We start from the raw sequence: 24901 nt of genomic DNA on the forward strand, positions 1-24901 counted from the left end.
TATAATTTTTGTTAATTAGAGTCAATAGAAATTATTAATTTCTATTAACTATTGGATTTTTTAATTATACTATGGCTAAAAAGCCTCATAATATGAGGAAATCTAACTTTTTGTAAATAAACCAAACCTTATGCAAATATACTTATTTAACACCCTCACCCAAAACAAAGAACTATTTGAACCTGAAGATCAGACTAATGTAAAAATGTATGTATGCGGTCCGACTGTTTATGATAACCCACATATTGGCAATAGTAGATCGGTAGTGGTATATGACTTACTTTATCGCATACTTGTAGATATATTTGAGGCTAAATCTGTAAAATATGTACGGAATATTACCGATGTAGATGATAAGATAATTGAGAGAGCAGCAAACTTAGGTATTAGCATTAACGAGTTAACAGACAAAGTTACAAAAGAATTTCATACGAATATGAAATATCTATTTTGTTTACCACCTACTATAGAACCAAAGGCTACGCAGCATATTGATGTAATGATCGAAATAATAGAAAAGCTAATTAAATCTGGGCATGCATATATTGCAGATGATCATGTTTATTTTGATGTTTTATTAGCTCCTAATTATACAGAACTATCTAACCAAAAATTAGAAGATATGTTTGAGAGTGTACGGGTAGAAAATAGCAAAACTAAAAAGCATCCACAGGATTTTGTTTTATGGAAACCAGCAAAACCAGATGAAGATGTACGTATGAACTTCAAAAGCCCATGGGGACTAGGACGTCCCGGCTGGCATATTGAATGTTCAGCAATGAGCTATAAATATTTAGGCAAAAATTTTGATATTCATGGCGGCGGTGCTGATTTAATATTTCCACATCATACTAACGAGATTGCACAAAGTAAATGTGCTTTTTCGAACTCCACTTATGCAAAATACTGGGTTCACAATGGCTTTTTAACAGTTAACGGCGAAAAAATGAGTAAATCTCTTGGTAATTTTATTACTGTCAGGGATTTAATGGATAAACAAATTAAAGGCGAAATAGTAAGATTATTTTTATTAACCGCCCATTATAGACGTCCTCTTGATTATAACGACAAGGCTATAGAGGATGCTAAAAAAACTCTAGATTATTGGTATAGAGCTATTCAAAATATAAATATACAAAAAATAGATACTCTGCCTAACGACTTTATGCAAAGCTTGCTTGACGATATGAATAGTCCGCTTGCTATTAAAATAATTAACGACTATGCCAAAGCCATTTTTACAGCTAATACCGAAGAAGAAAAGCAATTTAATGCCTCTAATCTTATTGCTTGTGCTAATTTTATTGGATTAATGAACGAAACACCACATGAATGGTTTAATAAAAATGTAGACGAAAATTATATAAATAATCTTATTAATGAACGCTTAGAAGCAAAAAAGCAAAAAAATTGGGGATTAGCTGATCAAATTCGTAACAAATTATTAAATGAAAAAATAATTTTAGAAGATAAGCCAAACGGCACTACTATATGGAGGAAAGAATAAGGACTTGTAAATTACGGAATATAAGTATATAATTTGTAGGCTTATATTTTTAAGCAAATTCACACGTAAGATAAATGTTAGTTCATGCATGTCATCCCGCGTGCTTGTAGCGGGATCTTAGGACATAGCCTGTGATACAAGATCCCGCTACAAGCACGCGGGATGACAAAATAATTTTACGGAGGTATAAACTAACAATAATCAGGAGAAATAAATGTCAAAAATACCACCAGTTAATGTTAAAGATTTATTAGATGCCGGCGTGCATTTTGGTCATAAGACTTCACGTTGGAATCCTAAAATGGCACCTTATATATATGGTGAGCGTGATGAGGTACATATAATTGATTTAAGACAAACAGCAGCTTTAATGAATGTTGCTTTAAATGCAATATATGAAACTGTAAAAAATGATGGCAAAGTATTATTTGTAAGTACAAAAATACAAGCAAGCGATATTATAGCAGAATATGCTGAAAAATGCGGACAATACTATGTAAATCATAGATGGCTTGGCGGAATGCTAACTAACTGGAAAACTATTTCAGGTTCTATAGAGAAATTAAATAAATTAGAACAAACTTTAGAAAATGAAGAAGCTTGCATCGGTTATACTAAGAAAGAAATACTTGATATGAACCGCAAGAAAGATAAATTACTTCTATCACTTGCTGGAATTAGAGAACTACATTCTAAGCCAGATTTAATAGTAATTATCGACACTAATAAAGAACATATTGCGATTAGCGAAGCTGTAAGACTTGATATACCTATCGTGGCTGTTGTAGATACTAATTCTAACCCTGATCATATAGATTATCCAATTCCAGGTAATGATGACGCAATAAGATCAATTAGGTTTTATTGTAGTTTATTTGCTGATGCTGCACTACAAGGTTTAGAAGAATCAATGAAAGCATCAGGAGTCGATTTAGGCAGCATCCAAGAACATGGCGATAAAAATTTAGCTCCTAAAAATGTTTCTAAATTGAAACAAGCTAAAAAGTTCTCTAAAACAAAAAATATCAATGAAGAAGCAAATACAGAATTTGAGCAAGCATTAAGTGATGCTGATGAAGACAAAAATTAGACATCTTTTTAAAATGCATAATTAAATGGAGATAGATAAAGTATGAGTGAAGTAAATATAAGTGCTAGTGACGTTAGAGAGCTCAGAGAAAAAACTGGTGCTGGAATGATGGATTGTAAAAAAGCCTTAATCGAGACTAAAGGCAATCTTGAAGAAGCTGTTGACTTTTTGCGTAAAAAAGGTCTTGCTACTGCTGCAAAGAAAGCCGGACGCGTTGCTGCTGAAGGTTTAACAGCTGCTAAAGTTGATGGATTAACTGGAGTTGTCGTTGAAATAAATTCTGAAACCGATTTTGTCGCAAGAAATGAGCAGTTCCAAGATCTAGTTATAAATATTGCTAACCTTGCAATAAATGTTAAAGATGTAGAAGAACTAAAAGCAGCTAAAATGCCAAACGGCAAATCAGTAGAAGAAGACGTTGTAGAAAATATTGCTACAATAGGTGAAAACTTAACACTACGCCGCATGGAAGTACTAAAAGTATCTGAAGGAGCGATTGGCTCTTATGTACATAATGAAGTTGCACCAAACTTAGGTAAAATTTCTGTATTGGTAGGTCTACAATCAAGTGCAAAAGATACGGCAAAACTAGAAGCTTTAGCTAAGCAAATCGCTGTTCACGTGGCAGGAAATAATACACAAAGTATAGATGATTCTGGTTTAGATCAAGCCCTTGTAGAACGTGAGAGAAAAGTATTCTTTGAGAAGTCAAAAGAAGAAGGTAAGCCTGACAATATTATCGAAAAAATGGTAGAAGGCAGAATTCGTAAATTCTTTGCTGAAGTTGTGCTATTACAGCAAAATTTCTTATTTGATAATAAACTAACTGTTGCTGAAGTAATCAAAAATGCTTCTAAAGAACTTGGTGCAGAAATTCAAATTACTAAATTTATCAGATATGAACTTGGTGAGGGTATAGAGCAGGAAGAAAAAAACTTCGCCGATGAAGTAGCCGCTGTAATGAAAGGCTAGTATACTTACCTTTGTCATGCAGCACCTGTTTTTGTTGTACGAATCGAAAAATACTTACAATGACATTCCCGCAGAAGTACGATAGTGTCCGGATAAAATTGTAATATTATTAAAATCATCATTGCGAGAAAATATTGCCAGCATAGATCATTTTCCCCTGTCATCCCGTGATTTATGAACTAGAGCCAGAAGCCTTAAAATGTCATCCCACGACTTGATCGCGGGATCTTAAGTCACAGTCCGTAATATAAGATACCTTGGTCAAGCCAATAGTACCGGACAGTTTTTATTCTATGTCATTCCCGCGTGGCATTGTTGCGTGGATTGAGAGTCGTCATTGCGAGGAAATTACGAAGTAATTGACGAAGCAATCCAGTAAAAAATGCTAAAATTAGTTATTTTTTACTATTTTTCTGGATTGCCACGCGGTCTACGACCGCTCGCAATGACGGTTTTAATAATACTCCAATTTTTCCGAACACTACTGCACCGTTGCTAAGAATGACATATAAGGTCACCTACATCTGAATAAATTGTAAGAAATAAATAAAATTTGATACCGTATAAATGATCATACTGCAATACTTCAAAAGCTAGAAGTCAAATAAGCGGTAAGCCTGCACAGTGTACAGAAGTACGTGGCTACTACGGATCTCGAAATTTGATGTATCAAATCTTAAAGTATCAAAGGTATATATTACATAAACGTTTATTATCATCTAATAGTTCTAGATTTACTTCAATTAAAGGCATAGGTAGGAGGTGTTTAATAATTTTAGACCATTCTATTAAGGTTAAATTACCGCTTAATGCCTCTTCAAGCCCTAATTCATAAATTTCTTCAGGTGATTTTAGGCGATAAAGATCATAATGATAGATAGTAAAATGAGGTGCTTTATATGTTTGTAATAAGTTAAAGGTTGGGCTTATAATTGAGGTGTTTTCACTACAGAAATGTTTAATAATTTCACGACAAAAAAATGTTTTACCTACTCCAAGATCACCATTTAATAACACAATATTATTAGGCTTTAAGGTTGCAGCAAAAGCTCTAGCAAAATTTTTTGTTTCTTCTTCACTATTTAATATGACTTGATTATTTAACATTTGCAAGAATAGATAATGATTGTTTGAAATAGCTACTCTTTGAAAAGCTTTTCTTACACAAATCGAGATCAGATTGTTTTTTCGTCATTGCGAGGAAAAATTAATGTTATTATATGGCTACTATGTCATTCGAAACAACTATCCGGTACTATCGTTTATAAAACGAGGAATGAAACCGTTACTTAAGGCATGAGTACCGCAGTACTTATAAAACGACGACGCCAATTTTATCGAATATACCGCAGATACTTCAAAAGTTGGTAGTCAAATAAGTGGTGAGTCAAGCTAGGCGTATATTAATACGTGAGCAAAGACGAATCCCGAAATTTGACTTACCAAATCTTGAAGTATCAAAGGTATACTATGCCACCAATTTTTCGCGTAATACTTCCACTAACTTGTTAATAGCTTCAGATGAATCTATGTTCTCAAGAATAGCAAGTTCACCTGCAAGTCTATTTAGAGCTGCTTCATAAAGAGTTCTTTCACTATAAGAACGGTCATTATCGACATTTTTATGTAAGTCACGTAATACCTCAGCAACTGCCACAATATTACCTGAATTAATCTTTCCTTCATATTCTTGAGCTCTTCTACTCCACATTCTATTACCCTGTTTTGGCTTGCCTTGAAGGGTAGAATATATTAAATCTAGATCTTTTTTGCTCGCAACTGCTCTAAGTCCTACAACTGTAGCTCTACTAACTGGTACTTTTAGAGTCATTTTATCTTGAGGGAAAGAGATTACATATACCTTTATCTCAGTACCTGCGATAGTATGGTTCTCTATATTTGTAATTTCACCTACTCCATGTGCAGGATAAACAATTCTTTGTCCTATTTTAAACTCAGATTTTTGTTGTTCTGTTTTGTCTTCGGATTGTGCTATATTTACCATTATTAATTCCTCCGTAGTAATTCTTAGTGCTTAAGAATCCAATGTTAGACTATTATCCTGTCTAGCATAACACATTTTGCTTAAATGATAAAGCAGATAATTTTATATAGCAAATTTATTTACTATTGAAATAAAGTAAATAAAACCTTATTGTATTGTTAAATCAATATTATAAAGGGTTAAATTATGCGAAATAGTTTTATTACGTTAATATTTCTATTGCTTTTGAGTGGTTGCTCAGAAGAGAAAGTAGTAGAGCAAGAATCATCTGAATCCATAACTCCAGCTCATGCTTCAACTTCAGATGAAAACAACAATCAAACAACCGAAACAATAACTCCGGCTGTGCAAGAACAAATAGAGCAAAAGCCTGAAGTAAAAACTTTTAAGGTTACTTTTAAGATAGATGAAAATGATATGGTTCTTGGGAATAAAGACTCTAAAATAGTTGTAGTTGAATATTTCTCTCCTACTTGCCCACATTGTGCTTATTATCACTCTACAATTTTTCCTGAACTTAAGCAAAAATATATAGATACTAATAAAATAGCATATGTTACTAGAGAATTTATTGCTACTAAACAAGATTTAGATGCTTCTATTTTAGCACGTTGCAAAGGTGATATAAATAGCTTTATGCTGTTTCATGATATTATGTTAAAGCAGCAAGATAAATGGTCAGTTAGCAATAAATATAGAGAGTTATTAACTGATATAGGTCAGCTTGGCGGCGTTACTCCAGAAGAATATAAAAAATGTTTGAGCGATGATAAAATTACTGAAACCTTAATTGCTAATACTAATTTTATAACAAAAGCACCAAAATTTATAGGAACTCCTTCTTTCTTTGTTAACGGAGTACAAACTGAGAATTATAGCATAAACAGTATTTCAGCAGCAATAGATAAAGCCATAGAAGAATCAAAAAATAAAATAGATTTATAGTGGATAATGATAAATTAAAAGATATTAAGACAAGAATTAATCAGTTAAAAATTGATAAAACTCCTAATTCTAACTTGCAACAGGAAATAAGTCCGTTTACTATAGCTATAGACTTAGTTTCGGGAACAATGGTAGGGTTTGTTATTGGTTTATTAACTGATAAATTCTTTCATTCTAAACCTTTATTTATTATTATATTTACTATAATCGGAATTATAGCAGGATTTAATATAGTCAGGCAAAGGCTAATCAGTAAGAAATAACAAAATGCTTCATAATCCTTTAGTACAATTTGATATAAAAAAGCTGATAGAAATTAAAGTTATGGATTTCGATATTAGCTTTACTAATTCAGCTGCCTATATGCTACTTGCTAGTGTTTTAGCTTTAACTTATTTTTACTTGGCTTTTTCAAATCCTAGGTTAGTACCATCAAGGTTACAAATAAGTGGCGAAATAATCTATAACCTTGTAACTGATATGCTAAATCAGAATGTAGGCAGTAAAGGACGCAAGTTTGTTCCTGTAATTTTCACTCTATTTGTTTTTATTTTATTTTGTAATTTATTTGGCATGATACCTTACGGGTTTACTATTACCAGCCATATCATTATTACTTTCGCTTTAGCAATTCTAGTATTTTTAATGGTGACTATAGTTGGCTTTGTAAAGCACGGTATGCGTTTCTTATCACTTTTCTTGCCCCACGGTACGCCTCTATGGCTTGCCCCACTAATGATCATAATTGAATTATTTACATATCTAGCAAGACCGGCTAGTTTATCCTTAAGGCTTGCGGCAAATATGATGGCAGGTCATATTTTATTAAAAGTAATTGCTAGCTTTGTTGTAACATTGATGATTTACTTGAAATTTCTACCAATACCTCTTATGGTTATATTAATTGGGTTTGAAATCTTTGTTGCAATTCTTCAGGCTTATATTTTTACTATTTTATCTTGTGTATATCTTAATGATGCAGTTAATTTACACTAGAGTTTTTTAATTAATTAAAGTTGAGTTTTTTTATGGATATGGTTTCTTTAAAGTTCATCGGTGTTGGTTGTATGGCTATTGGAATGCTTGGTGCAGCTTTAGGCGTCAGTAATATATTTAGTTCACTACTTAATTCAATAGCTAGAAATCCTTCAGCTACCGAACAGCTTCAGAGAATGGCACTTATTGGTGCAGGTCTTGCTGAAGCAATGGGGCTGTTTTCTTTTGTAATCGCAATGCTACTTATCTTTTCCTAAAATTTGCTTTTAAATAATATGCCTCAATTTGATATTAATACATATTATTCACAAATTTTTTGGCTAATAGTTACTTTTAGCTTATTATATATTTTTGTCTACAAATTTATAGTTCCTAAAATTGAAAGAGTTTTAAATAATAGACAATCCAATATTCAAGATAATATTGCAAAAGCCGATGAATTAGCTTTAGAAATCGAAAAGTTAAATAAATACTATAATGAAGAAATAACAAGAATAAGTACTGAAATAGATAGGTTAAAAAAAGAAAAAATAGATTCTTTAGAGGCAGAATTTTTGATTAAAAAAACTAATTTAGAACAAAACCTACGAAAGCTGATAAATCAAAATATTAAAGATATAAAATTAGTTGCAGAAAAATTTAGAACTAGTAAAGTAGATGCGACTATAATACTTGCTGCTAGTATTATCAAAAAAATCACTGGCACTAAAGCAGATATAAATTTACTAAAAAATATAAAAATACAATAATAATGCATTTTCTAGATGAAAGCTTTTGGCTTGCTATTAGTTTTATAATTTTTGTGTATTTAATTTATAGACCAGCAAAAAAAGCAATTTTAAAATCTTTGGATACGAAAGTTTTAGAAGTACAAGAGAGAGTTCTAAAAGCTGAAAAATTAAAAGATGATGCAAAATTATTATTTGAACAAACTGAAGAGCAAATAAAAAATTTAGAAGCTTTGCAACTTCAAATGACAAAAGAAAATAACGAAATCACAGAAAAAATAGTTCAAGAAAAAACTAAAGAAATTGAAGAATTTTTAGAGCATAAGAAAGTTGAAACTATTAAATTAATTGAAAGCCAAAAATTATTAGCAAGTAAAGAATTACAAGATGAATTTTCTGATGAAGTCGTTAAACTTGTTTCAGAATATTTTCACTCAACCAAAAATAATAATCTCTCAGAAACTGACATAGCTAAGAATTTAATGGATAAAGTATAGCATTCCATAAAGGTCGATACAAGCGAATTTGGAAGTAATTACCCGGTATCATTGGTATATTATTCTATGTCATTCCCGCTTAAGGCTTGCCCTCATAGATCGGTTTCCCAATTGTCATCCCGTGATTTATGAACTAGAGCCAGTTAAAAATACTAATAAAATTAGTATTTTTTATTATTTTCTGGATCTAGTTCCTAAGCCACAGTAGGCTTTGTTGCATGGATTGAGAGTCGTCATTGCGAGGAAATTACGAAGTAATTGTACGTACGCAATCCAGTGAAAAATGCTAACTTTATAACATTTTTTATTATTTTTTTCTGGATTGCCACGCTCCTTGCAGTCGCGTAGCTCAGACGATTTGGTATCCACGCAACAATGCCGCCACGGGATGACTACCTTAGGACACTTTTCGATCCATACGGGCAATGCTTTCCCGCAGAAGCGGGAATGACATAGAATAAAAACTGTCCGGTACTATTATATCACTGCCTAATTAGTCTTTTAGAACTCGGTAGAGTATAGTTTGAATCAGTAGAACGATATGGGCAAATATCAATTCCACCTCGTCTTGTGTATATTATATATATAGAAAGAAATTCAGGATTTATAGCATTTTTGATATCAGTAAAAATACGCTCTGCACATTGTTCGGCAAATTCATTACAATTTCTAAAAGATATTAAATATTTTAGAAGTGCATCGTGTTTTAACTTTTTTCCTTTATATTTTATAATTATTGTTCCCCAATCCGGTTGCCCTGTTACTAAACAGTTTGATTTTAGTAAATTAGAATTAAGTTCTTCCTCTACTAAAACATCTTCATGTTTAATCAAGCTATTATTAGGTGGACCATAATCACTAAATTCTATATCTAAATCATCAATATTAATGCCGCTTGGTTCACCAAATTCTATTTTTGTATTTATAGGAAATATTTCTCCTGTTACTTCAGCATGTGTATTATTACTTAAATCCTGCAAAATAATTTTTTTTAACTCATCGATGGAATCAACAGCAAAATTATTAAAAGAATTAAGATATAACTTTACTGATTTAGATTCTACAATATGAGAAGAAGTTGTTGGCACAAAAAAAGTAAAGATCGCAACACAAGGCTTACCTTTTTTATCAAGCCAAGATAGCTCATAAGCATTCCAAATATCTATGCCAAAAAATGGAAGCTTATCATTAATTAGACCTAATTCTTTACGATTATCTATGCGTGGGATTTTAAATAATAAGGTTGGATCATAAGTATCTTTATAAGTACTTTTTTTACCAAGAGCGGAATTAGATAATGTCATAATATATTAAGTAAATGAAAAGTTTTTTTGTCATTGCGAGGAGATGCGTAGCATTTATGCCGCAATCTCAGGAGTTTTATACTACTTCATGAGATTGCCACGCAGCCTACAGCTGCTCGCAATGACGACTTAGTATTCATACAACAACACCTATTTCTAAATGAAAAGACACTATGCTCCTTGGGCTAAAGCTTCCTTATGTCCATTCTCATCATACTCTTTTAGCATATAACCACGTCCCCAAACGGTATCTATATAGTCTTTACCACCAGCAGCATCGCTTAATTTCTTACGCAATTTACAGATAAATACATCGATGATCTTCATTTCAGGCTCATCAAGACTACTATATAAATGATTTAAGAACATCTCTTTAGTTAAAATTGTTCCTCTACGCAATATTAATAGTTCTAAAATAGCATATTCTTTATTGGTTAAATGTACTTTTTTACCATCAATTTCAACACTTCTAGTATCTAAATTTACACTGACTTTATCAAATCTAAATACTGATGCAGCATGCCCTTTAGAACGTCTAACTATAGCTTTAATTCTAGCGATTAGCTCTTCTCTAACAAATGGTTTAGTTAAGTAGTCATCAGCTCCTGAAGAAAAGCCAGTAATCTTTTGATCTGTATCAGTTAAGCTAGATAAGATTAAGATAGGAGTTTTTATTTTTGCTGCACGCAATCTTAGTAATATTTCGAAACCATTAATATCAGGTAACATTAAATCTAAAATCATTAGATCATACCTACCAAGTTTACCTAATCTTAAACCTTCTAAACCAACCGAAACTTTATCGCAAACTATTCCTTCTGAAGCTAAAGTCAGCTCAATTAGATTAGCCATTTCTGGTTCATCTTCAATTAATAAAACTCTCATTTTATTTTCTCCTAAAATTCAATTTTTATGTTCGTGCTATAATTTAATTACAGTTAATTATTGTTAACTAAATTATAATTTTTTATTAGTGCTTTATACATTTATTAGCAACGTAAGTAAAGAATTTTTAATTATATTGATAAAATTTTTACTATTAAAGTATATCTTTGATTTAAAAACCATGCCAATTAATTAAGTAAAAGGTAAGATTCCCTAATAACTAAAAGGTTCTTAGTTCTGATGCTCAGACATTTTCTTATGGTACAAAGCTCCAAAATCTATCGGATCAATCATTAAAGGTTGAAATCCCGCATCTTGAGTACAACTTGCTATAATTTTTCTAGCGAATGGAAATATCATTGCCGGACAATGGACTGATAGCAAAATTTGATGTTGCTCAGGAGCAATATTAATTAAGTTAAATACACCTGCATATTTTAGCTCTACTTGAAATAATTTATATTTCTCATTTCTTGCTACTGCTTCAATATTTAATTCGACTTCATAAAAATTTTCTTCTGATAGATTAGTGATATTTATATCAAGAGACAAATCAATTTGAGGTCTATGTTCTAAAGCTGCCAAAGAAGATGGAGCATCAGGATTTTCAAGAGATAAATCTTTTATATATTGTGCATTAACAGAAATATGAGGCATTGCCTCGTTTGCATCGGTATTTATTGTACTCATAAAATCCTTTATTAAGAAAAATGGTTATTAAATATATTATAAAAAATTATACTTTATGTTATCTTAAAGTAAAAATTAACATGCTTTTATATAAAATAATTTACATGTATCTTGCAACAAAAAAAGTAACAATTATGTTAAGGGCAAAGTTACACCTAATTGTTTCATATATTTTCCTTGACGATCTGCATAAGATAAGTCGCAAATTTGATCACCTTTTAAAAATAAAAATTGACAAGCCCCCTCATTTGCATAAATCTTAGCCGGCAGCGGTGTAGTATTTGAAAACTCTAGCGTTACATGCCCTTCCCATTCTGGTTCTAGAGGCGTAACATTTACTATTATACCGCACCTTGCATAAGTAGATTTACCAACACAAATAACTAATACGTCACGTGGTATTTTAAAATATTCCACAGTTCTTCCAAGTGCAAAGCTATTGGGTGGGATAATGCATACATCTACTTCTCTATCAACTAAATTATATTTATCAAAATTTTTAGGATCAACCATAGTAGAGTTTATATTTGTAAATATTTTAAACTCATTTGATACTCTAGCATCATAACCATAAGAAGATAAACCATATGAAATAATTTTTTCTGAATCTTTAACCCTTACTTGCTTTTCTGCAAAAGGCTCAATCATTTTATGATTTATAACAGCTTCCCTTATCCATTTATCCGACATTATAGACATAATAAATTTATTATTTAGTTAAACTATAAAATATAACTGATAATTATTTTTAATACAAAGTAATTATGTTTATTTAAAATTGTAATTGCTTTAAATTTGAACCACTTATAATAACATAAGTTGTAATAATACAACATTATATATCTATAAATAAATAATTACAAATTAAAATATGTTTATTTATTGTAAGTTTTAAAAATTATATTATACTCAGCATAAATTAATTTAGCCGCTATAACATAATAACCTTAATTATAGCATATTAGTTTCACAAATATATGAGGTTTTAAAGTGAAAAAGTTATTATTAGCAAGTATTATTGGTCTTGCATCTACTACCAGTTTTGCCTCAGGAAGTACTACTCCTGTCATTTCTAGTTCTGATTCTGAAATAAAATTAGAAGGTTTTTATCTATTTGAAAGTGGTTTCTCGAATCAAAATCGTTTAGGTGAATTTGAAAATTTAAGTGATAATAGGAAAAAAACAGCGTTTTATACAGAGGCAGCATTTGCGGCTACTATAACTAAAACTATAAATGATGTAATAGGTGGGGTTAAAATAGTATTACAACCTACTACAAGATCAAAAACATCTACATCTTATAATGGTTCTCACATCTTTATTGAAACTAGTTACGGTAAAGTAGAACTCGGTTCTCCTTATGATGCAGGTAATAAACTTCGTATTACTGGTGGTCAAGTAGCTGCTGGAACAGGTGGATATTGGAGATATATTAACGTTGGTAGTCAATACATGCAATATGAAAAATTAAAACCCGATTTTGATACCAGTCCTAGCTTTTATATAGAGTCATTTTCTAACAATTTTGATGAATTTAATGTTAAAGCTGAGGCAGCTAGAAAGATTAGCTTCTACACCCCTAAAATGAAAGGTTTTCAAGCCGGTATATCTTATACTCCTGATTCTGCTAACACAGGTGGTAATAAAAATATAAATAATGTGGCATTTGACAATTCAGTTACCGGTCTTACTACAGTTAACACTGGCATAAAGCGTTACAATGTAGAAAACAGTGAAGTTATTACTATTAATCAAAATGTTACAGATTCAGTATCTGGTGGTTTAACTTATGAGCATGCACTTGGTGAAGATGCAGATTTAAAATTATCCGTTACCGGTGAATATGGTAAACCTGCTCGCCTTGCTGTTCGTTCCAAAGGAACAGGTAAAGAATATACTGTATTAAAACCTTATAAACTATCTAACTTAAAAGCTTATAATCTTGGTGCAGTTTTTACATATGGTAATTTCTCATGCGGTGCTTCTTATGGCAATCTAGGAAAAAGTTTAACAACTCCTGAATACCATAAAAATGGTCGTAATACTTATTATTACAACGGAGCTATCGCTTATGGTCAAGGTCCTATTAAAATAAGCCTTAGCTATTTTAAATCTTCAAGATATAAGAACACTGTGGATACTATAACTGTAGCTACAGAATATAAAATTATGCCAGGTTTATTACCATATGCAGAAATTTCACATTTCCAAGCTAAAGGTAAACCAGTATATTATCCTGAAGCTCCTAACAAGAAAACTAAAGGTACTGTTGGTCTGATTGGTACAAAACTTAAGTTCTAATAAAAGTCATTGCGAGGAGAAACTGCAAGTTTCGACGCGGCAATCTTATGAGGTAGTATAAAATTCCTAAGATTGCAACGTCGCTTCGCTCCTCGCAATGACGATTCTTGATCTATACAACAACCCACTGGATAACATTACACCGCAAAAGAATTGCCGCAGCCACATTTTGCTTTAGCTTGCGGATTACTAACATTAAAATATGAACTGCCTAGCTCTTCTATAAAATCAAGAGTGCAATCTAACATAAATTTTTGAGAAATAGGATCGATAATAACAGTAGCATTATGTTTAGTAAAAACATAATCGTCTTTTTCTATAGTATCTTTGGAAACTAGTTCGTAATTATACATTAGCCCAGAGCAACCACCGCTATCAACGGATACTCGCAGCACTAAATCCTTATCTTTTTCTAACTCTATTAATTCCTTTACCCGCTCAAAAGCTCTATCGGTAATTGTGATTGTCACTAAAATAACCTTGTAAAAATCTTATAAATTATATAATATACCTAATATTTCATATTTTTTCAAGGTAGCGTTGTTGTGTGGGTTAAGCTTCAACGTCATTGCGAGGAACTGGTCTTGCCCGCATGGCTCAAGAAATATGTTTGATGTCATCCCGTGGCGGCATTGCCAACGTGGATCGAGAGTTGTCATTGCGAGCGAATGAAATGAGCGTGGCAATCCAGAGAAAATAATAAAAAATGCTATAAGTTAGCATTTTTCACTGGATTGCGTACGTACAATTACTTCGTAATTTCCTCGCAATGACGGAAAAACTGATCCACGCAGGAAACACTAGTACCACAATAAAATAACATAGAGATAAGGACAACAATGCTAGCTTCATATGCTTCTGATCCGCTTAAAAGTCGGGGAAGATTATACAGAGAGATACCGACATCTTACCGCAACGAGTTTGAGCGTGATCGTGATCGTATTATCCATACTAACGCATTCAGGCGTTTGCAGTATAAAACTCAGGTTTTTATCAACCATGAGGGCGATCATTATAGAAATAGGCTAACTCATTCTTTAGAAGTCTCAACAGTCGCTCGCTCGATTGCCAACACTTTAAATCTTTCAAGTGATTTAACCGAAACCATAGCACTTGCTCATGATCTTGGTCATACACCTTTTGGTCATGCGGGAGAGCGAGCTTTGAATGAGTGTATGAAAGAGCATAACGGCTTTTCTCATAATGCTCAATCTCTGAAAATATTAACTTTACTTGAGAAAAGATATGCTGCTTATAGAGGAGTAAACCTTACTTGGGAAGTTTTAGAAGGGATAGTAAAGCATAATGGTCCTATAAGCGGCGAGGTAAATGAGTATATAGAAGAGTATAATAGCCAAAATGATTTAGAGCTTAATACTTACGCTTCTGCTGAAGCTCAAATAGCAGCACTCGCCGATGATATTAGCTATATTTCGCATGATTTGGAAGATAGTATCGGTGCTAAAATTATCGATTTTAATAACCTTGCTGAGCTTAAATATATCGACCAACATGTTTTTGAACTTAAATCAAAATATAAAAATATAAGCTCCTCTTGCTTAATCTATGAAGTAGTACGCAAGCTAATGCATGAACTCATTACCGATTTATTATGGCAAACTAAGACTAATATAAATAAAGAAAAAATTACTCATATAGATGAAATACGTAACCTAAATTATCAAATAGTCGATTTTACAGAAAAAACTAACGAGCGTATTAAAGAGATTAAAAAGTTTTTACATGAGCGGGTTTATAAAAGTAATAGGATTACTGCAATCAGCCTTAAATGTACTAAGATCGTGCAAGGCTTATTTAAGGTTTATATGGAAGATGTTAATTTACTGCCTGTTAATTGGAAGATACAAATAGATTCTAACAATCTGAATAGTAAAGCTAGAATTATTGCCGATTATATAGCCGGTATGACTGATCGCTTTGCTATTCAAGAGTATAACCAACTTTGTTCACTGAACTTTAATAATATTTAAAACTTAATCATGAATATATTTAACAAACTAAAACACGATATAATTACTGCAAGTACGCAGTTATATAATAATTCTGAAATAGCAAATCACGCTAGTATTGAAACTCCGAAAGATAGCTTTAACGGCGATTTATCAAGTAATATCGCAATGATTATTGCTGCCAAAGAAAACGTTCCTCCTCGTGAAGTTGCATTAAAATTCAAAGAAATTCTTAATGAGCTACCATATATCGCAAGTATAGAAATAGCCGGACCCGGGTTTATTAATTTTACTATTAAAGCTGATAGCTGGCACACTGCAATTAAAGATATTTTACAAAACGAATCTAAATTTTTTGAAATTGACATAGATAAAAACAAAAATATCAATATCGAATATGTTTCAGCTAATCCAACCGGACCAATGCATATAGGGCATGCAAGAGGTGCAGTATATGGAGATGTGCTTGCAAATATCTTAAAAAAAGTAGGATATCCTGTTACGAAAGAATATTATGTTAACGATGCCGGTTCACAAATAAATGATTTAGTAAGCACAGTAATATTACGTTATAGGGAAGCTTTAGGCGAAAAAATTACTATTACTGAAGGGTTATATCCAGGGGAATATCTAATTCCTGTCGGGCAAGCCCTAGCTAAAGAATACGGTGATAAATTATTAAATATGGATGAGCCAAAAAGGTTTAAAATAGTTAAAAATTTTGCCATTCAAAAAATGCTAGATTTAAATAAAGAAGATTTAAAAGAGCTAGGCGTTAAACACGATGTATTTTTTTCCGAGCAGACATTACACGATAATAGTAAAATAGAAAAAACTGTTAAATTACTAACCGATATGGGGTTAATTTATGAGGGTAGTGTACCTGCTCCCAAAGGTAAAGTCCACGCAGAATGGGAAAACAGAACCCAAGAATTATTTAAGTCTACCAAATACGGTGACGATCAAGATCGCCCTATAAGGAAAGCCGATGGAAGTTGGACATATTTCGCTTCCGATCTTGCATATGCAAAAGATAAAATAGATAGAGGAGCAAATCACTTAATTTATGTGCTTGGTGCTGATCATAGCGGGTATGTCAAAAGAATTGAAGCGATTGTTAAAGCTCTAGGCAAAGAGCAGGTTAAAGTTGATGTTAAAATCTGCCAATTAGTAAATTTTGTTGAAAATGGTGTGCCGGTTAAAATGTCGAAACGTCTTGGAACTTTCGCTAGCGTGCAAGACGTAAATCATGAAGTAGGCAAAGACATTATAAGGTTTATGATGTTAACAAGAGAAAATAATAAGACGCTAGATTTTGACCTAGTAAAAGTAAAAGAACAATCTAAAGAAAATCCTATATTTTATATCCAATATGCACATGTTAGAACGCTATCGATATTATCGAAAGCTATGGAAACGATTCCGCAATCTTATAATAGCTTTGAAGCTGGCACATATGATTTATCGTTATTATCATCGGAAGAAGAGATTGAGATAATAAAGCTCTTAGCTAGCTGGACAAAAACTTTGGAAACAGCAGCAAAATATTTTGAACCACATAGAGTGGCATTTTATTTGATAAATCTAGCTTCAAAATTTCATGCTTTATGGAACTTTGGTAAGGAAAATAACGATTATAGATTCATAATAGAAAATAATGTAGAGTTAACAACAGCACGCCTTGCTCTTGCTAAAGCCATACAGAAAATTATAGCTAGCGGTCTTGAGGTTATAGGCGTAGAACCGATGGAAAGGATGTAATACCATCGTCATTGCGAGGGGAGCATAGAGACGAAGCAATCTCAGGAGGTTTTATGAGATTGCCACGCTCCTTGCAGTCGCTCGCAATGACGTCTACCTGTACCTACTTTATCATTTACTAATTAATTATGATTAATAATATTTTTACTAAAATATGTTTGGTGTTTTTGATATGTATTGCTGCTATTTATTTTGCTTATCAATATTATCAAGATAGCAAGCCGGTAATTACTATTTATGCAGACGAACTACCTACAAAAATAAAACCCTCTAAAGTAGAAGATATTATGCCGTCTGTGGTGCATAGCACTATATACGAAAACCTTATTTCTAAAAATACCAACCCTAAAAATGCAAAACTTCTTCCTGAACCTGAAAAGCCTGTTAATATAAATTCACGCAATCAAAATGATGACCCTTTTGATATAGATTCTTCGGATGACATATCAAATCTACTTTCTTTAATAGAACCAAATAATACTTCACAAAAAGAGGATACAGGTTTAAATATAATAAAACGTGATAAAGAAAGTACAGATAGCAATAAAAATATAAAAAGTTCTAATAATTCAAATAGCTATAAAGTGCAGCTTGGCTCAGTAAAATCGGAAGCAGATGCAATAAATGAAGGTGAGAGAATAAAAAAGAAATTTCCAAAAATCCTAAAAAACGCTGTTATCACTACTCAAAAAGTTAAATGTGACGATGGAAAATTTTTCTATTTAATATTAGCTGGTAACTATGATAACCTTAGTCAAGCAAAAGCAGTTTGTAAGAAACTGGCACAGAATAAACAAAGCTGTGTGTTGAAGTAGTATACTCGTCTACCCAACTCTTTATTTAATATTTAGTAAGAATAATTTATGACAACAGAGGAAGAAGATTTTGATGAAATTACACTTGAAGAAGATATGTATTTTTCAAAACTCGCAGATAAAAGATTGGAAGAAACTAAACATTGGATAAAGCACGAAGATTTTTGGGGAACTCCTCCTGTCATTGCGAGGAGCATAGCGACTAAGCAATTTCAGAAACCCTTATGAGATTGCCACGCTCCTTATAGTCGCTCGCAATGAAATTTTAAGAGTCATGCAACAAAAAAATTAAATAAATTATGAAAGAAGCTAAAATAGAAAATATTGACTTTGTTAGTGCTTTATCCGAGCGTTATCTTGCTTATGCACTGTCAACGATCATGTCCCGCTCGCTTCCTGACGTACGTGACGGGTTAAAGCCTGTACATCGTCGGTTATTATACGCAATGTTGCAGCTAAGACTTGAACCGAATTCGGGCTATAAGAAATGTGCAAGGGTAGTCGGTGACGTAATCGGTAAATATCACCCACACGGTGATGTTGCAGTATATGATACTTTAGTGCGTCTTGCTCAACATTTTTCCCTCCGCTATCCATTAATTGACGGACAAGGTAATTTCGGCTCTATTGATGGCGATAATGCGGCTGCGATGCGTTACACCGAATCACGTATGACGGAAATATGTACGCTTCTTATGGAAGATATTGACAAGGATACGGTAGATTTCCGTCCAACATACGACGATTCCGATTTAGAGCCAGTTATAATGCCGGCAAGCTTTCCGAACTTGCTTGCTAATGGCTCAGAGGGCATAGCGGTCGGTATGGCAACTAATATTCCACCGCATAATTTGCATGAGCTTTGTGATGCTTTAGTGCATTTAATCGATCATCCGAAAGCCGAAATTAGCGACATGATGAATTTCATTAAAGGACCTGATTTTCCAACCGGCGGTATAATTATCGATAAAAGCGATGTTATCACTAGTGCCTATATGACGGGACGCGGTAGCTTTAGGGTAAGAGCTAGGTGGGAAAAAGAAGAGCTAAATTATGGCGTATATCAGATAGTTGTAACCGAAATACCTTATCAAGTTCAGAAGTCAAAGCTTATAGAGCAAATTGCGATATTGCTAAAAGATAAAAAAATACCGCTTGTTAGCAATATCAGGGATGAGTCAACCGATATTATCAGGCTTGTTATCGAGCCAAGAGATCGCAGCTGTGACCCGCAAATCGTTATGGAGTCCTTATTTAAGCTGTCAAATCTTGAAAGCCGTATCCAGCTAAATATGAATGTCATCGGTAGTAATAACGTGCCGAAAGTGATGAATATTTTAGAGGTTCTGCAAGAGTTTTTAAGCCACAGACAAAATATTATTACTCGTAGATCAACTTATCTATTAAACAAAATAAAGCATCGTTTGGAAATCCTAGAGGGTTTACGAATAGCTTATCTGAACCTTGATGAGATCATTAAAATTATCCGTGAAGAGGATGAGCCGAAAGCGATAATGATGCAGCGTTTTAAACTAACCGAAATTCAAGTAGAGGCAATATTAAATACTCGCCTACGTTCACTTCGTAAACTTGAAGAGCAAGAAATTATAACTGAACATAGTAATTTGCAAAAGCAACAAGCAATACTTGAAGAAATCTTAAATAATCCAAAAGAGCTATGGAAAGTCGTTAAAAAAGAAATAAAAGCTGTGCAGGCTAAATTCGGCTTAAATACTACGATAGGAGCGAGGCGAACTAGTTTTGAAGAAGTGACGCTGACGAATCAAGTAGTTGACATAACGGCTTTTATCACTAAAGAACCGATCACTATTATCTGCTCGAAAATGGGCTGGGTGCGTTCGCTAAAAGGTCATAATAACGATTTATCTAGTATTAAATATAAAGAGGGCGATGCAGAAAAGTTTATTTTAGAGGCTTACACAACCGATAAAATATTGATAATCAGCTCAGAAGGAAGATTTTTCACCCTCCTTGCCGATAATATTTCTAAAGGCAAAGGCACGGGTGAGTCTATAAAATTGCTTGTAGATATAGGCAATAATGATATTACTGAGATTTTAGTCTATAAACCAGATCAGCTTTTATTGCTTGCAAGCAGCATAGGTAAAGGCTTTGTGGTTAATTCAAACGAGGTAATGGCTCAAACAAAAAGTGGTAAACAAATTATGAATGTGCCAGATGGTCATACATGTATAGCCTGTTTACCGGTTAATGGCGATAGCGTTGCTTGCATTGGTGAAAGCCGCAAGTTGTTGGTGTTTAATATCGATGAAATACCGGAAATGAAGAAAGGACAAGGCGTAACGCTACAAAAGTTTAAAAACGCAAAGCTTTTATATATTAAAATATTTAATAGGGCAGATGGCTTAAGCTGGAATAGTAATGGGAAAGTGAAACTTGAGAAGAATATTATTGCCTTTTTAGGTAAACGAGGTAGCACCGGTAAACTACCCCCTATGGGCTTCCCAAAGAATAATAGGTTTAGTTAAAATACACTTGAATAATACGGCAATTTGCCGTATACTGTAAAAGTATAAATTGTTTCTTAGGTCATTTATGAAAGCTAAAATAAAAGAAGAATTTAGTGATAGTAACACCAACCATTCAGCACGATTAGAAGCTAGAATTAGCCCTGAGTTAAAAAATTTATTTTCAAAAGCAGCAAAAATGCAAGGTACTAGTTTAACTAATTTTATCATTGCTAGTGCTAAAAAAGAAGCAGACGCAACTTTTAAGCAGCAAAAGAATTCTTAAAATTACCTAATCTACAATGATACTGCTTTCAGAACTTAAAATATTTTCTTTTAATAAAAATTTTGATTGTGGGGAAAATATACTAAATGATTATTTAAGAAAATATGCTTCTCAAGATTTAAAAAGATATTTAACTTCGGTATATATTTGTAGCACAGAAGATCAAAAAGAAGTAATAGGTTATTATACTCTATCTTCTAACAGAATTGATGTATAAGAAATATCAAAAGATTATAAAAAAAAGTTACCTTGTTACCCATATTTGCCTGCTATATTAATAGGTAGACTTGCTATTGATTTAAAATATCAAAAGAACAAAATTGGTAAGTTACTTTTAATGAATGCTCTTTATAAGTCTTACAAATCAGGTATTGCAGCTTTTGCTGTTATTGTTGAAGCAAAAAATATAGAGGCACGGAACTTTTATAAAAAATATGGATTTAATGAATTTTTAGATAATCCTGATAAACTGTTTTTATCTATGTCCCAAATTGCTAAATTATTTTAGCAGCTAATCTATAATACTCACAATATTTTTTGATAGGGCAGATTTCACAGTCGGGCTTTCTTGCCTTGCAAATATATCTGCCGTGCAGAATTAGCCAGTGATGAGCATGGCTTAGCCATTTTGCATCGATAATTTGCAGTAGCTCCTTTTCAACTGCTTCAGGAGTGTTACCTTTAGCAAGCCCTATTCTTTTTGCTACTCTAAATACATGCGTATCAACTGCCATTGTCGGTAAGCCAAATAAACAATTAAGTACAACATTTGCAGTTTTTCTTCCAACACCAGGCAGTTTAACTAACTCTTCAAAATTATTTGGCACTTTGCTATCATAATTGCTTATCAATATTTGACATAAAGCGATGATATTTTTTGCTTTACTATTAAATAGCCCAATAGATTTTATATATTTTTTTAAGCCCTCTTCACCAAGCCCTAAAATTTTTTCTGGTGTATCATAAGTTTCAAACAGCGATTTAGTCGCTAAATTCACTGACACATCAGTAGCTTGAGCTGATAATATTACCGCTACTAATAGGGTAAAATCGTTTTTATAAACTAACTCAGTTTTTGGGTTTTTATTATTCTTGCTAAAAACTTCAAAGATTTTATTAACTATTTCTGCTTGCATAGTGTATAATGTTACAAATAAAATTAAACATATCAGGTTTTTAATGTTAGAAAATAAAAGTTTTAAATTTATAGAAAATGAGATAAAAAATAATAAAGTAGTATTATTTATGAAAGGCACTAAGGAAGCTCCTATGTGTGGGTTTTCCGGTAAAGTAGTTGCTATTTTGACTAAGCTAGGAACAGAATTTCGTGATATTGATGTTCTATCAGACCCTGAATTGCGTGAGTCTTTAAAAATTTTTAGCGATTGGCCAACATTCCCACAATTATATGTTAATGGCGAATTAGTTGGTGGCTGCGACATCGTAACAGAACTATATAATAGCGGTGAACTCGAGAAGATGCTGAAATAATATTGTCATACCGCGATCAAGTCGCGGTATGACGGGTTTGAATCATGAACAAAAATTTTGAATATCCTGAAATAGCAAGTTTAGAACAACCAGCAAAAAAGCTAGTAGTATTGCTACATGGTGTCGGTTCGGACGGTCACGATTTAATAGGATTAGTACCATATATTAAAGACGATTTACCAGATTGTCATTTTATTTCGCCGCATGGCATCGAGCCTTATGATATGGATCCATATGGCAGACAATGGTTTAGTTTACAGGATCGTAACTCTGATATTATATCTAAGCTTCTGGTAAAAAATATTTCTAAGCTTGAAGATATCATAAAGCAAAAACAAGAAGAGCTAAATTTAACCAATAAAGATACGATAATTATTGGATTTTCTCAAGGTACTATGATCGGGTTATATTTAACTCTCATTCAAAAAGACCCGTTTTATTGTACTGTAGGTTTTTCGGGTGCATTAATTCCGCCTGCTGAGATTAATAATAAGACCACACCTATATGTTTGATTCATGGAGAGCTAGATGAGGTAGTAAGCGTTAATGAAATGTATAACGCCTCGCACTATTTATCCAAATATCATATACCTCATAGCGGGCATAAATTAACAAGACTTAGCCATTCAATAGATGGTAAAGGGATTGAGATTGCCATTAATTTTGTAAATGGATGTCATTGCGAGCAGCCGTAGGCTGCGTGGCAATCTCAGGACTTTGGCATGAGATTGCTTCGTCAAAATTTTCAATTTTTCCTCGCAATGACGACTATATATCTCAACAATAGAACCAAAAAATACATGAGGCATAATGAACATTTTTAATAACAAGTTACAAGAAATAGATAAAGAAATTTTCGAAATAATTAAGCACGAGAAAGCTCGTCAGAATAGTGTGATTGAGCTTATTGCCTCTGAGAATTTCGTAAGCCCTGCGGTGCTTGAAGCTCAAGGCTCAGTGCTGACTAATAAATATGCTGAAGGATATTCAGGTAAGCGTTTTTATAATGGCTGTGAAGAAGTAGATAAAGCCGAAAATTTGGCGATAGAGCGAGCAAAAAAGCTATTTAACTGTAAATATGCCAACGTGCAACCTCATTCCGGTTCGCAAGCAAATCAAGCTGTATATCTTGCTTTAATGCAGCCTGGTGATACTGTGCTTGGTATGTCTTTAGATAGCGGAGGACATTTAACACACGGCTCAACTGCTAATATATCAGGTAAGTGGTTTAATGCAGTTTCTTATAGCGTCGATAAAGAGACTTACTTAATTGATTATGATGAAGTTCAGCGATTAGCAGAGCTACACAAGCCAAAATTGCTTATAGCTGGTTTTTCAGCTTACCCACGCAATCTTGATTTTGCTAAATTCAGAGAAATAGCTGATAAAGTAGGAGCATATCTTATGGCTGATATCGCTCATATTGCGGGGTTAGTTGCGGCAGGTGAGCATGAAAGCCCTATTCCGCACGCTCATATTGTTACCTCAACTACCCACAAAACACTTAGAGGACCAAGGGGTGGCTTAATTTTGTCTAACGATGAAGAGATCGGCAAAAAAATAAATTCTGCTTTATTCCCGGGTTTGCAAGGTGGTCCATTAATGCATATAATAGCAGCAAAAGCCGTAGCATTTTTAGAAAGCTTGCAGCCGGAATATAAACACTATATAAAACAAGTTATAAGTAATGCTAAGGCTTTAGCTGGTAGTTTGCAAGAACGAGGATATGATATATTAACAGGTGGCACTGATAATCATATTGTGCTGGTGGATCTACGAAAAGACGGCATTACCGGTAAAATTGCTGCTAATTCTTTAGATAGAGCAGGTATTACTTGCAATAAAAATGCTATTCCTTTTGATGAAACTTCGCCTTTTATTACTTCAGGTATTAGACTTGGCACACCAGCTTGCACTACTAGAGGATTTAAGGAAAAAGATTTTGTGCTAGTTGGTCATTTAATAGCTGATATTTTAGATGGCTTAAAGAATAGCGAAGATAATAGCAAAGCCGAGCAGAAAGTATTAAGCGAAGTAACAAAATTAATTAAATTATTTCCATTTTATGACTAATTTAGATAGACATCTTTCCAAATTCGCTTATAGAGAGGAATTTGCAGGAAACACGGAACGCAGCACCGCAGCGTACAAAGAAGTACGTGAGGATGC

The 24901-nt window shown here is 32.9% G+C and carries 29 protein-coding genes and 1 pseudogene; 22 read left to right on the plus strand and 8 right to left on the minus strand.

Going from position 1 to position 24901, the window contains the following annotated elements; translation table 11 throughout:
* The first annotated feature begins 130 nt into the window (after positions 1-130).
* The 3 genes from cysS (at position 131) to tsf (ending at position 3569) form a co-directional block, all read left to right on the plus strand.
* A complete protein-coding gene (gene cysS, locus AAGD49_RS06730) occupies positions 131-1507 on the plus strand; it encodes a cysteine--tRNA ligase (RefSeq protein ID WP_341788465.1) in 1377 nt (458 codons plus the stop codon).
* A gap of 214 nt (positions 1508-1721) precedes the next feature.
* On the plus strand, positions 1722-2597 hold the full coding sequence (gene rpsB / locus AAGD49_RS06735; protein ID WP_011477933.1) for a 30S ribosomal protein S2: 876 nt from the start codon (positions 1722-1724) through the stop codon (positions 2595-2597).
* A gap of 42 nt (positions 2598-2639) precedes the next feature.
* Complete coding sequence (gene tsf, locus AAGD49_RS06740) at positions 2640-3569, plus strand: translation elongation factor Ts (protein ID WP_341788466.1); 930 nt, start codon at positions 2640-2642, stop codon at positions 3567-3569.
* A gap of 684 nt (positions 3570-4253) precedes the next feature.
* On the opposite strand, the gene tsaE is transcribed toward tsf, so the two are convergent.
* Complete coding sequence (tsaE, locus tag AAGD49_RS06745; RefSeq protein ID WP_341788467.1) at positions 4254-4676, minus strand: tRNA (adenosine(37)-N6)-threonylcarbamoyltransferase complex ATPase subunit type 1 TsaE; 423 nt, start codon at positions 4674-4676, stop codon at positions 4254-4256.
* A gap of 232 nt (positions 4677-4908) precedes the next feature.
* On the opposite strand from tsaE, the pseudogene AAGD49_RS06750 reads away from it, so the two are divergent.
* Positions 4909-5038, plus strand: a pseudogene (locus tag AAGD49_RS06750) (palindromic element RPE5 domain-containing protein); the annotation flags it as partial.
* Here the strand turns inward: AAGD49_RS06750 and AAGD49_RS06755 are convergent.
* Entirely contained in the window at positions 5038-5574 is a 537-nt protein-coding gene (locus AAGD49_RS06755) for a CarD family transcriptional regulator (RefSeq protein WP_341788468.1), read from the minus strand. The pseudogene AAGD49_RS06750 and the gene AAGD49_RS06755 overlap by 1 nt on opposite strands.
* 186 nt (positions 5575-5760) lie before the next feature.
* On the opposite strand from AAGD49_RS06755, the gene AAGD49_RS06760 reads away from it, so the two are divergent.
* The 6 genes from AAGD49_RS06760 to AAGD49_RS06785 are packed head-to-tail and all read left to right on the plus strand — an operon-like array spanning position 5761 to position 8740.
* Positions 5761-6519, plus strand: a complete 759-nt coding sequence (locus tag AAGD49_RS06760) for a DsbA family protein (RefSeq protein WP_341788469.1) — start codon at positions 5761-5763, stop codon at positions 6517-6519.
* Positions 6519-6782, plus strand: coding sequence for an AtpZ/AtpI family protein (locus tag AAGD49_RS06765; RefSeq protein WP_341788470.1), 264 nt, complete (start codon positions 6519-6521; stop codon positions 6780-6782). Before AAGD49_RS06760 ends, AAGD49_RS06765 begins: the two co-directional genes overlap by 1 nt.
* Positions 6783-6786: 4 nt before the next feature.
* Positions 6787-7515 carry a F0F1 ATP synthase subunit A gene (locus AAGD49_RS06770; protein WP_341788471.1) on the plus strand — a complete coding sequence of 243 codons (729 nt, stop codon included), beginning with the start codon at positions 6787-6789 and terminating at the stop codon, positions 7513-7515.
* Positions 7516-7547: 32 nt separating this feature from the next.
* Positions 7548-7772, plus strand: a complete 225-nt coding sequence (locus tag AAGD49_RS06775; protein ID WP_011477942.1) for a F0F1 ATP synthase subunit C — start codon at positions 7548-7550, stop codon at positions 7770-7772.
* A gap of 18 nt (positions 7773-7790) precedes the next feature.
* On the plus strand, positions 7791-8264 hold the full coding sequence (locus AAGD49_RS06780; protein WP_341788472.1) for an ATP F0F1 synthase subunit B': 474 nt from the start codon (positions 7791-7793) through the stop codon (positions 8262-8264).
* A gap of 2 nt (positions 8265-8266) precedes the next feature.
* The gene (locus AAGD49_RS06785; RefSeq protein ID WP_016948594.1) at positions 8267-8740 is read left to right on the plus strand and encodes a F0F1 ATP synthase subunit B; all 474 of its coding nucleotides are present in this window, start codon (positions 8267-8269) and stop codon (positions 8738-8740) included.
* A 482-nt stretch (positions 8741-9222) separates the two neighbouring features.
* Here AAGD49_RS06785 and queF read toward each other — a convergent pair whose 3' ends face one another.
* The 4 genes from queF to dcd all read right to left on the minus strand — a co-directional run bounded on the left by queF (position 9223) and on the right by dcd (position 12318).
* The gene (queF, locus tag AAGD49_RS06790) at positions 9223-10044 is read right to left on the minus strand and encodes an NADPH-dependent 7-cyano-7-deazaguanine reductase QueF (RefSeq protein WP_341788473.1); all 822 of its coding nucleotides are present in this window, start codon (positions 10042-10044) and stop codon (positions 9223-9225) included.
* A gap of 171 nt (positions 10045-10215) precedes the next feature.
* Positions 10216-10929, minus strand: a complete 714-nt coding sequence (gene ctrA / locus AAGD49_RS06795) for a response regulator transcription factor CtrA (protein ID WP_011477946.1) — start codon at positions 10927-10929, stop codon at positions 10216-10218.
* Between the two features lie 231 nt (positions 10930-11160).
* Positions 11161-11619: a protein-export chaperone SecB gene (gene secB, locus AAGD49_RS06800; RefSeq protein WP_011477947.1), complete on the minus strand. Its 459-nt coding sequence runs from the start codon at positions 11617-11619 to the stop codon at positions 11161-11163.
* 132 nt (positions 11620-11751) lie between these two features.
* Positions 11752-12318: a dCTP deaminase gene (gene dcd, locus AAGD49_RS06805; RefSeq protein WP_011477948.1), complete on the minus strand. Its 567-nt coding sequence runs from the start codon at positions 12316-12318 to the stop codon at positions 11752-11754.
* A 291-nt stretch (positions 12319-12609) separates the two neighbouring features.
* Between dcd and AAGD49_RS06810 the strand changes: the two genes are divergently transcribed.
* Entirely contained in the window at positions 12610-13920 is a 1311-nt protein-coding gene (locus AAGD49_RS06810) for a porin (RefSeq protein ID WP_341788474.1), read from the plus strand.
* 137 nt (positions 13921-14057) lie between these two features.
* Here the strand turns inward: AAGD49_RS06810 and AAGD49_RS06815 are convergent, their stop codons facing one another.
* The gene (locus AAGD49_RS06815) at positions 14058-14390 is read right to left on the minus strand and encodes an iron-sulfur cluster assembly accessory protein (protein ID WP_341788475.1); all 333 of its coding nucleotides are present in this window, start codon (positions 14388-14390) and stop codon (positions 14058-14060) included.
* A 369-nt stretch (positions 14391-14759) separates the two neighbouring features.
* Here AAGD49_RS06815 and AAGD49_RS06820 point away from each other — a divergent pair, with 369 nt between their 5' ends.
* From AAGD49_RS06820 to AAGD49_RS06855, 8 genes are all read left to right on the plus strand, one after another.
* Positions 14760-15911: a deoxyguanosinetriphosphate triphosphohydrolase gene (locus AAGD49_RS06820; RefSeq protein WP_341788476.1), complete on the plus strand. Its 1152-nt coding sequence runs from the start codon at positions 14760-14762 to the stop codon at positions 15909-15911.
* Positions 15912-15920: 9 nt separating this feature from the next.
* A complete protein-coding gene (gene argS / locus AAGD49_RS06825; RefSeq protein ID WP_341788477.1) occupies positions 15921-17651 on the plus strand; it encodes an arginine--tRNA ligase in 1731 nt (576 codons plus the stop codon).
* Positions 17652-17779: 128 nt separating this feature from the next.
* Complete coding sequence (locus AAGD49_RS06830) at positions 17780-18466, plus strand: SPOR domain-containing protein (protein ID WP_341788478.1); 687 nt, start codon at positions 17780-17782, stop codon at positions 18464-18466.
* 48 nt (positions 18467-18514) lie between these two features.
* A complete protein-coding gene (locus AAGD49_RS06835; protein ID WP_341788479.1) occupies positions 18515-18694 on the plus strand; it encodes a hypothetical protein in 180 nt (59 codons plus the stop codon).
* Between the two features lie 71 nt (positions 18695-18765).
* Positions 18766-20976: a DNA topoisomerase IV subunit A gene (gene parC, locus AAGD49_RS06840; protein WP_341788480.1), complete on the plus strand. Its 2211-nt coding sequence runs from the start codon at positions 18766-18768 to the stop codon at positions 20974-20976.
* 67 nt (positions 20977-21043) lie between these two features.
* Positions 21044-21241 carry a DUF1778 domain-containing protein gene (locus AAGD49_RS06845; RefSeq protein ID WP_341788481.1) on the plus strand — a complete coding sequence of 66 codons (198 nt, stop codon included), beginning with the start codon at positions 21044-21046 and terminating at the stop codon, positions 21239-21241.
* A gap of 16 nt (positions 21242-21257) precedes the next feature.
* Positions 21258-21458, plus strand: coding sequence for a hypothetical protein (locus tag AAGD49_RS06850; protein ID WP_341788482.1), 201 nt, complete (start codon positions 21258-21260; stop codon positions 21456-21458).
* A gap of 45 nt (positions 21459-21503) precedes the next feature.
* Positions 21504-21749, plus strand: a complete 246-nt coding sequence (locus AAGD49_RS06855; RefSeq protein WP_341788483.1) for a GNAT family N-acetyltransferase — start codon at positions 21504-21506, stop codon at positions 21747-21749.
* Here AAGD49_RS06855 and nth read toward each other — a convergent pair.
* Complete coding sequence (gene nth, locus AAGD49_RS06860) at positions 21736-22377, minus strand: endonuclease III (protein WP_341788484.1); 642 nt, start codon at positions 22375-22377, stop codon at positions 21736-21738. The two genes, AAGD49_RS06855 and nth, sit on opposite strands and share 14 nt — an antisense overlap.
* 43 nt (positions 22378-22420) lie before the next feature.
* Here nth and grxD point away from each other — a divergent pair, with 43 nt between their 5' ends.
* The 3 genes from grxD (at position 22421) to glyA (ending at position 24805) form a co-directional block, all read left to right on the plus strand.
* Positions 22421-22732, plus strand: coding sequence for a Grx4 family monothiol glutaredoxin (gene grxD, locus AAGD49_RS06865; protein WP_341788485.1), 312 nt, complete (start codon positions 22421-22423; stop codon positions 22730-22732).
* Between the two features lie 44 nt (positions 22733-22776).
* Positions 22777-23427 (plus strand): dienelactone hydrolase family protein, encoded by a 651-nt coding sequence (locus AAGD49_RS06870; RefSeq protein ID WP_341788486.1) that lies wholly within the window; start codon positions 22777-22779, stop codon positions 23425-23427.
* A 115-nt stretch (positions 23428-23542) separates the two neighbouring features.
* Complete coding sequence (glyA, locus tag AAGD49_RS06875; RefSeq protein WP_341788487.1) at positions 23543-24805, plus strand: serine hydroxymethyltransferase; 1263 nt, start codon at positions 23543-23545, stop codon at positions 24803-24805.
* Positions 24806-24901: the final 96 nt, after the last annotated feature.

The sequence above is a fragment of the Rickettsia endosymbiont of Lasioglossum villosulum genome (genome assembly GCF_964026455.1).
GTDB lineage: Bacteria > Pseudomonadota > Alphaproteobacteria > Rickettsiales > Rickettsiaceae > Rickettsia.

What these genes read in the sequence shown, in the direction of transcription:
- parC (WP_341788480.1), top strand. Translation starts at nt 18,766, where the DNA reads ATGAAAGAAGCTAAAATAGAAAATATTGACTTTGTTAGTGCTTTATCC.
- AAGD49_RS06835 (WP_341788479.1), top strand. Translation starts at nt 18,515, where the DNA reads ATGACAACAGAGGAAGAAGATTTTGATGAAATTACACTTGAAGAAGAT.
- AAGD49_RS06770 (WP_341788471.1), top strand. Translation starts at nt 6,787, where the DNA reads ATGCTTCATAATCCTTTAGTACAATTTGATATAAAAAAGCTGATAGAA.
- nth (WP_341788484.1), bottom strand. Translation starts at nt 22,377, where the DNA reads ATGCAAGCAGAAATAGTTAATAAAATCTTTGAAGTTTTTAGCAAGAAT.
- tsf (WP_341788466.1), top strand. Translation starts at nt 2,640, where the DNA reads ATGAGTGAAGTAAATATAAGTGCTAGTGACGTTAGAGAGCTCAGAGAA.
- rpsB (WP_011477933.1), top strand. Translation starts at nt 1,722, where the DNA reads ATGTCAAAAATACCACCAGTTAATGTTAAAGATTTATTAGATGCCGGC.
- AAGD49_RS06870 (WP_341788486.1), top strand. Translation starts at nt 22,777, where the DNA reads ATGAACAAAAATTTTGAATATCCTGAAATAGCAAGTTTAGAACAACCA.
- AAGD49_RS06820 (WP_341788476.1), top strand. Translation starts at nt 14,760, where the DNA reads ATGCTAGCTTCATATGCTTCTGATCCGCTTAAAAGTCGGGGAAGATTA.
- AAGD49_RS06760 (WP_341788469.1), top strand. Translation starts at nt 5,761, where the DNA reads ATGCGAAATAGTTTTATTACGTTAATATTTCTATTGCTTTTGAGTGGT.
- cysS (WP_341788465.1), top strand. Translation starts at nt 131, where the DNA reads ATGCAAATATACTTATTTAACACCCTCACCCAAAACAAAGAACTATTT.
- AAGD49_RS06780 (WP_341788472.1), top strand. Translation starts at nt 7,791, where the DNA reads ATGCCTCAATTTGATATTAATACATATTATTCACAAATTTTTTGGCTA.
- AAGD49_RS06845 (WP_341788481.1), top strand. Translation starts at nt 21,044, where the DNA reads ATGAAAGCTAAAATAAAAGAAGAATTTAGTGATAGTAACACCAACCAT.
- queF (WP_341788473.1), bottom strand. Translation starts at nt 10,044, where the DNA reads ATGACATTATCTAATTCCGCTCTTGGTAAAAAAAGTACTTATAAAGAT.
- AAGD49_RS06850 (WP_341788482.1), top strand. Translation starts at nt 21,258, where the DNA reads ATGATACTGCTTTCAGAACTTAAAATATTTTCTTTTAATAAAAATTTT.
- AAGD49_RS06755 (WP_341788468.1), bottom strand. Translation starts at nt 5,574, where the DNA reads ATGGTAAATATAGCACAATCCGAAGACAAAACAGAACAACAAAAATCT.
- AAGD49_RS06775 (WP_011477942.1), top strand. Translation starts at nt 7,548, where the DNA reads ATGGATATGGTTTCTTTAAAGTTCATCGGTGTTGGTTGTATGGCTATT.
- AAGD49_RS06830 (WP_341788478.1), top strand. Translation starts at nt 17,780, where the DNA reads ATGATTAATAATATTTTTACTAAAATATGTTTGGTGTTTTTGATATGT.
- argS (WP_341788477.1), top strand. Translation starts at nt 15,921, where the DNA reads ATGAATATATTTAACAAACTAAAACACGATATAATTACTGCAAGTACG.
- ctrA (WP_011477946.1), bottom strand. Translation starts at nt 10,929, where the DNA reads ATGAGAGTTTTATTAATTGAAGATGAACCAGAAATGGCTAATCTAATT.
- AAGD49_RS06785 (WP_016948594.1), top strand. Translation starts at nt 8,267, where the DNA reads ATGCATTTTCTAGATGAAAGCTTTTGGCTTGCTATTAGTTTTATAATT.
- tsaE (WP_341788467.1), bottom strand. Translation starts at nt 4,676, where the DNA reads ATGTTAAATAATCAAGTCATATTAAATAGTGAAGAAGAAACAAAAAAT.
- dcd (WP_011477948.1), bottom strand. Translation starts at nt 12,318, where the DNA reads ATGTCTATAATGTCGGATAAATGGATAAGGGAAGCTGTTATAAATCAT.
- glyA (WP_341788487.1), top strand. Translation starts at nt 23,543, where the DNA reads ATGAACATTTTTAATAACAAGTTACAAGAAATAGATAAAGAAATTTTC.
- secB (WP_011477947.1), bottom strand. Translation starts at nt 11,619, where the DNA reads ATGAGTACAATAAATACCGATGCAAACGAGGCAATGCCTCATATTTCT.
- grxD (WP_341788485.1), top strand. Translation starts at nt 22,421, where the DNA reads ATGTTAGAAAATAAAAGTTTTAAATTTATAGAAAATGAGATAAAAAAT.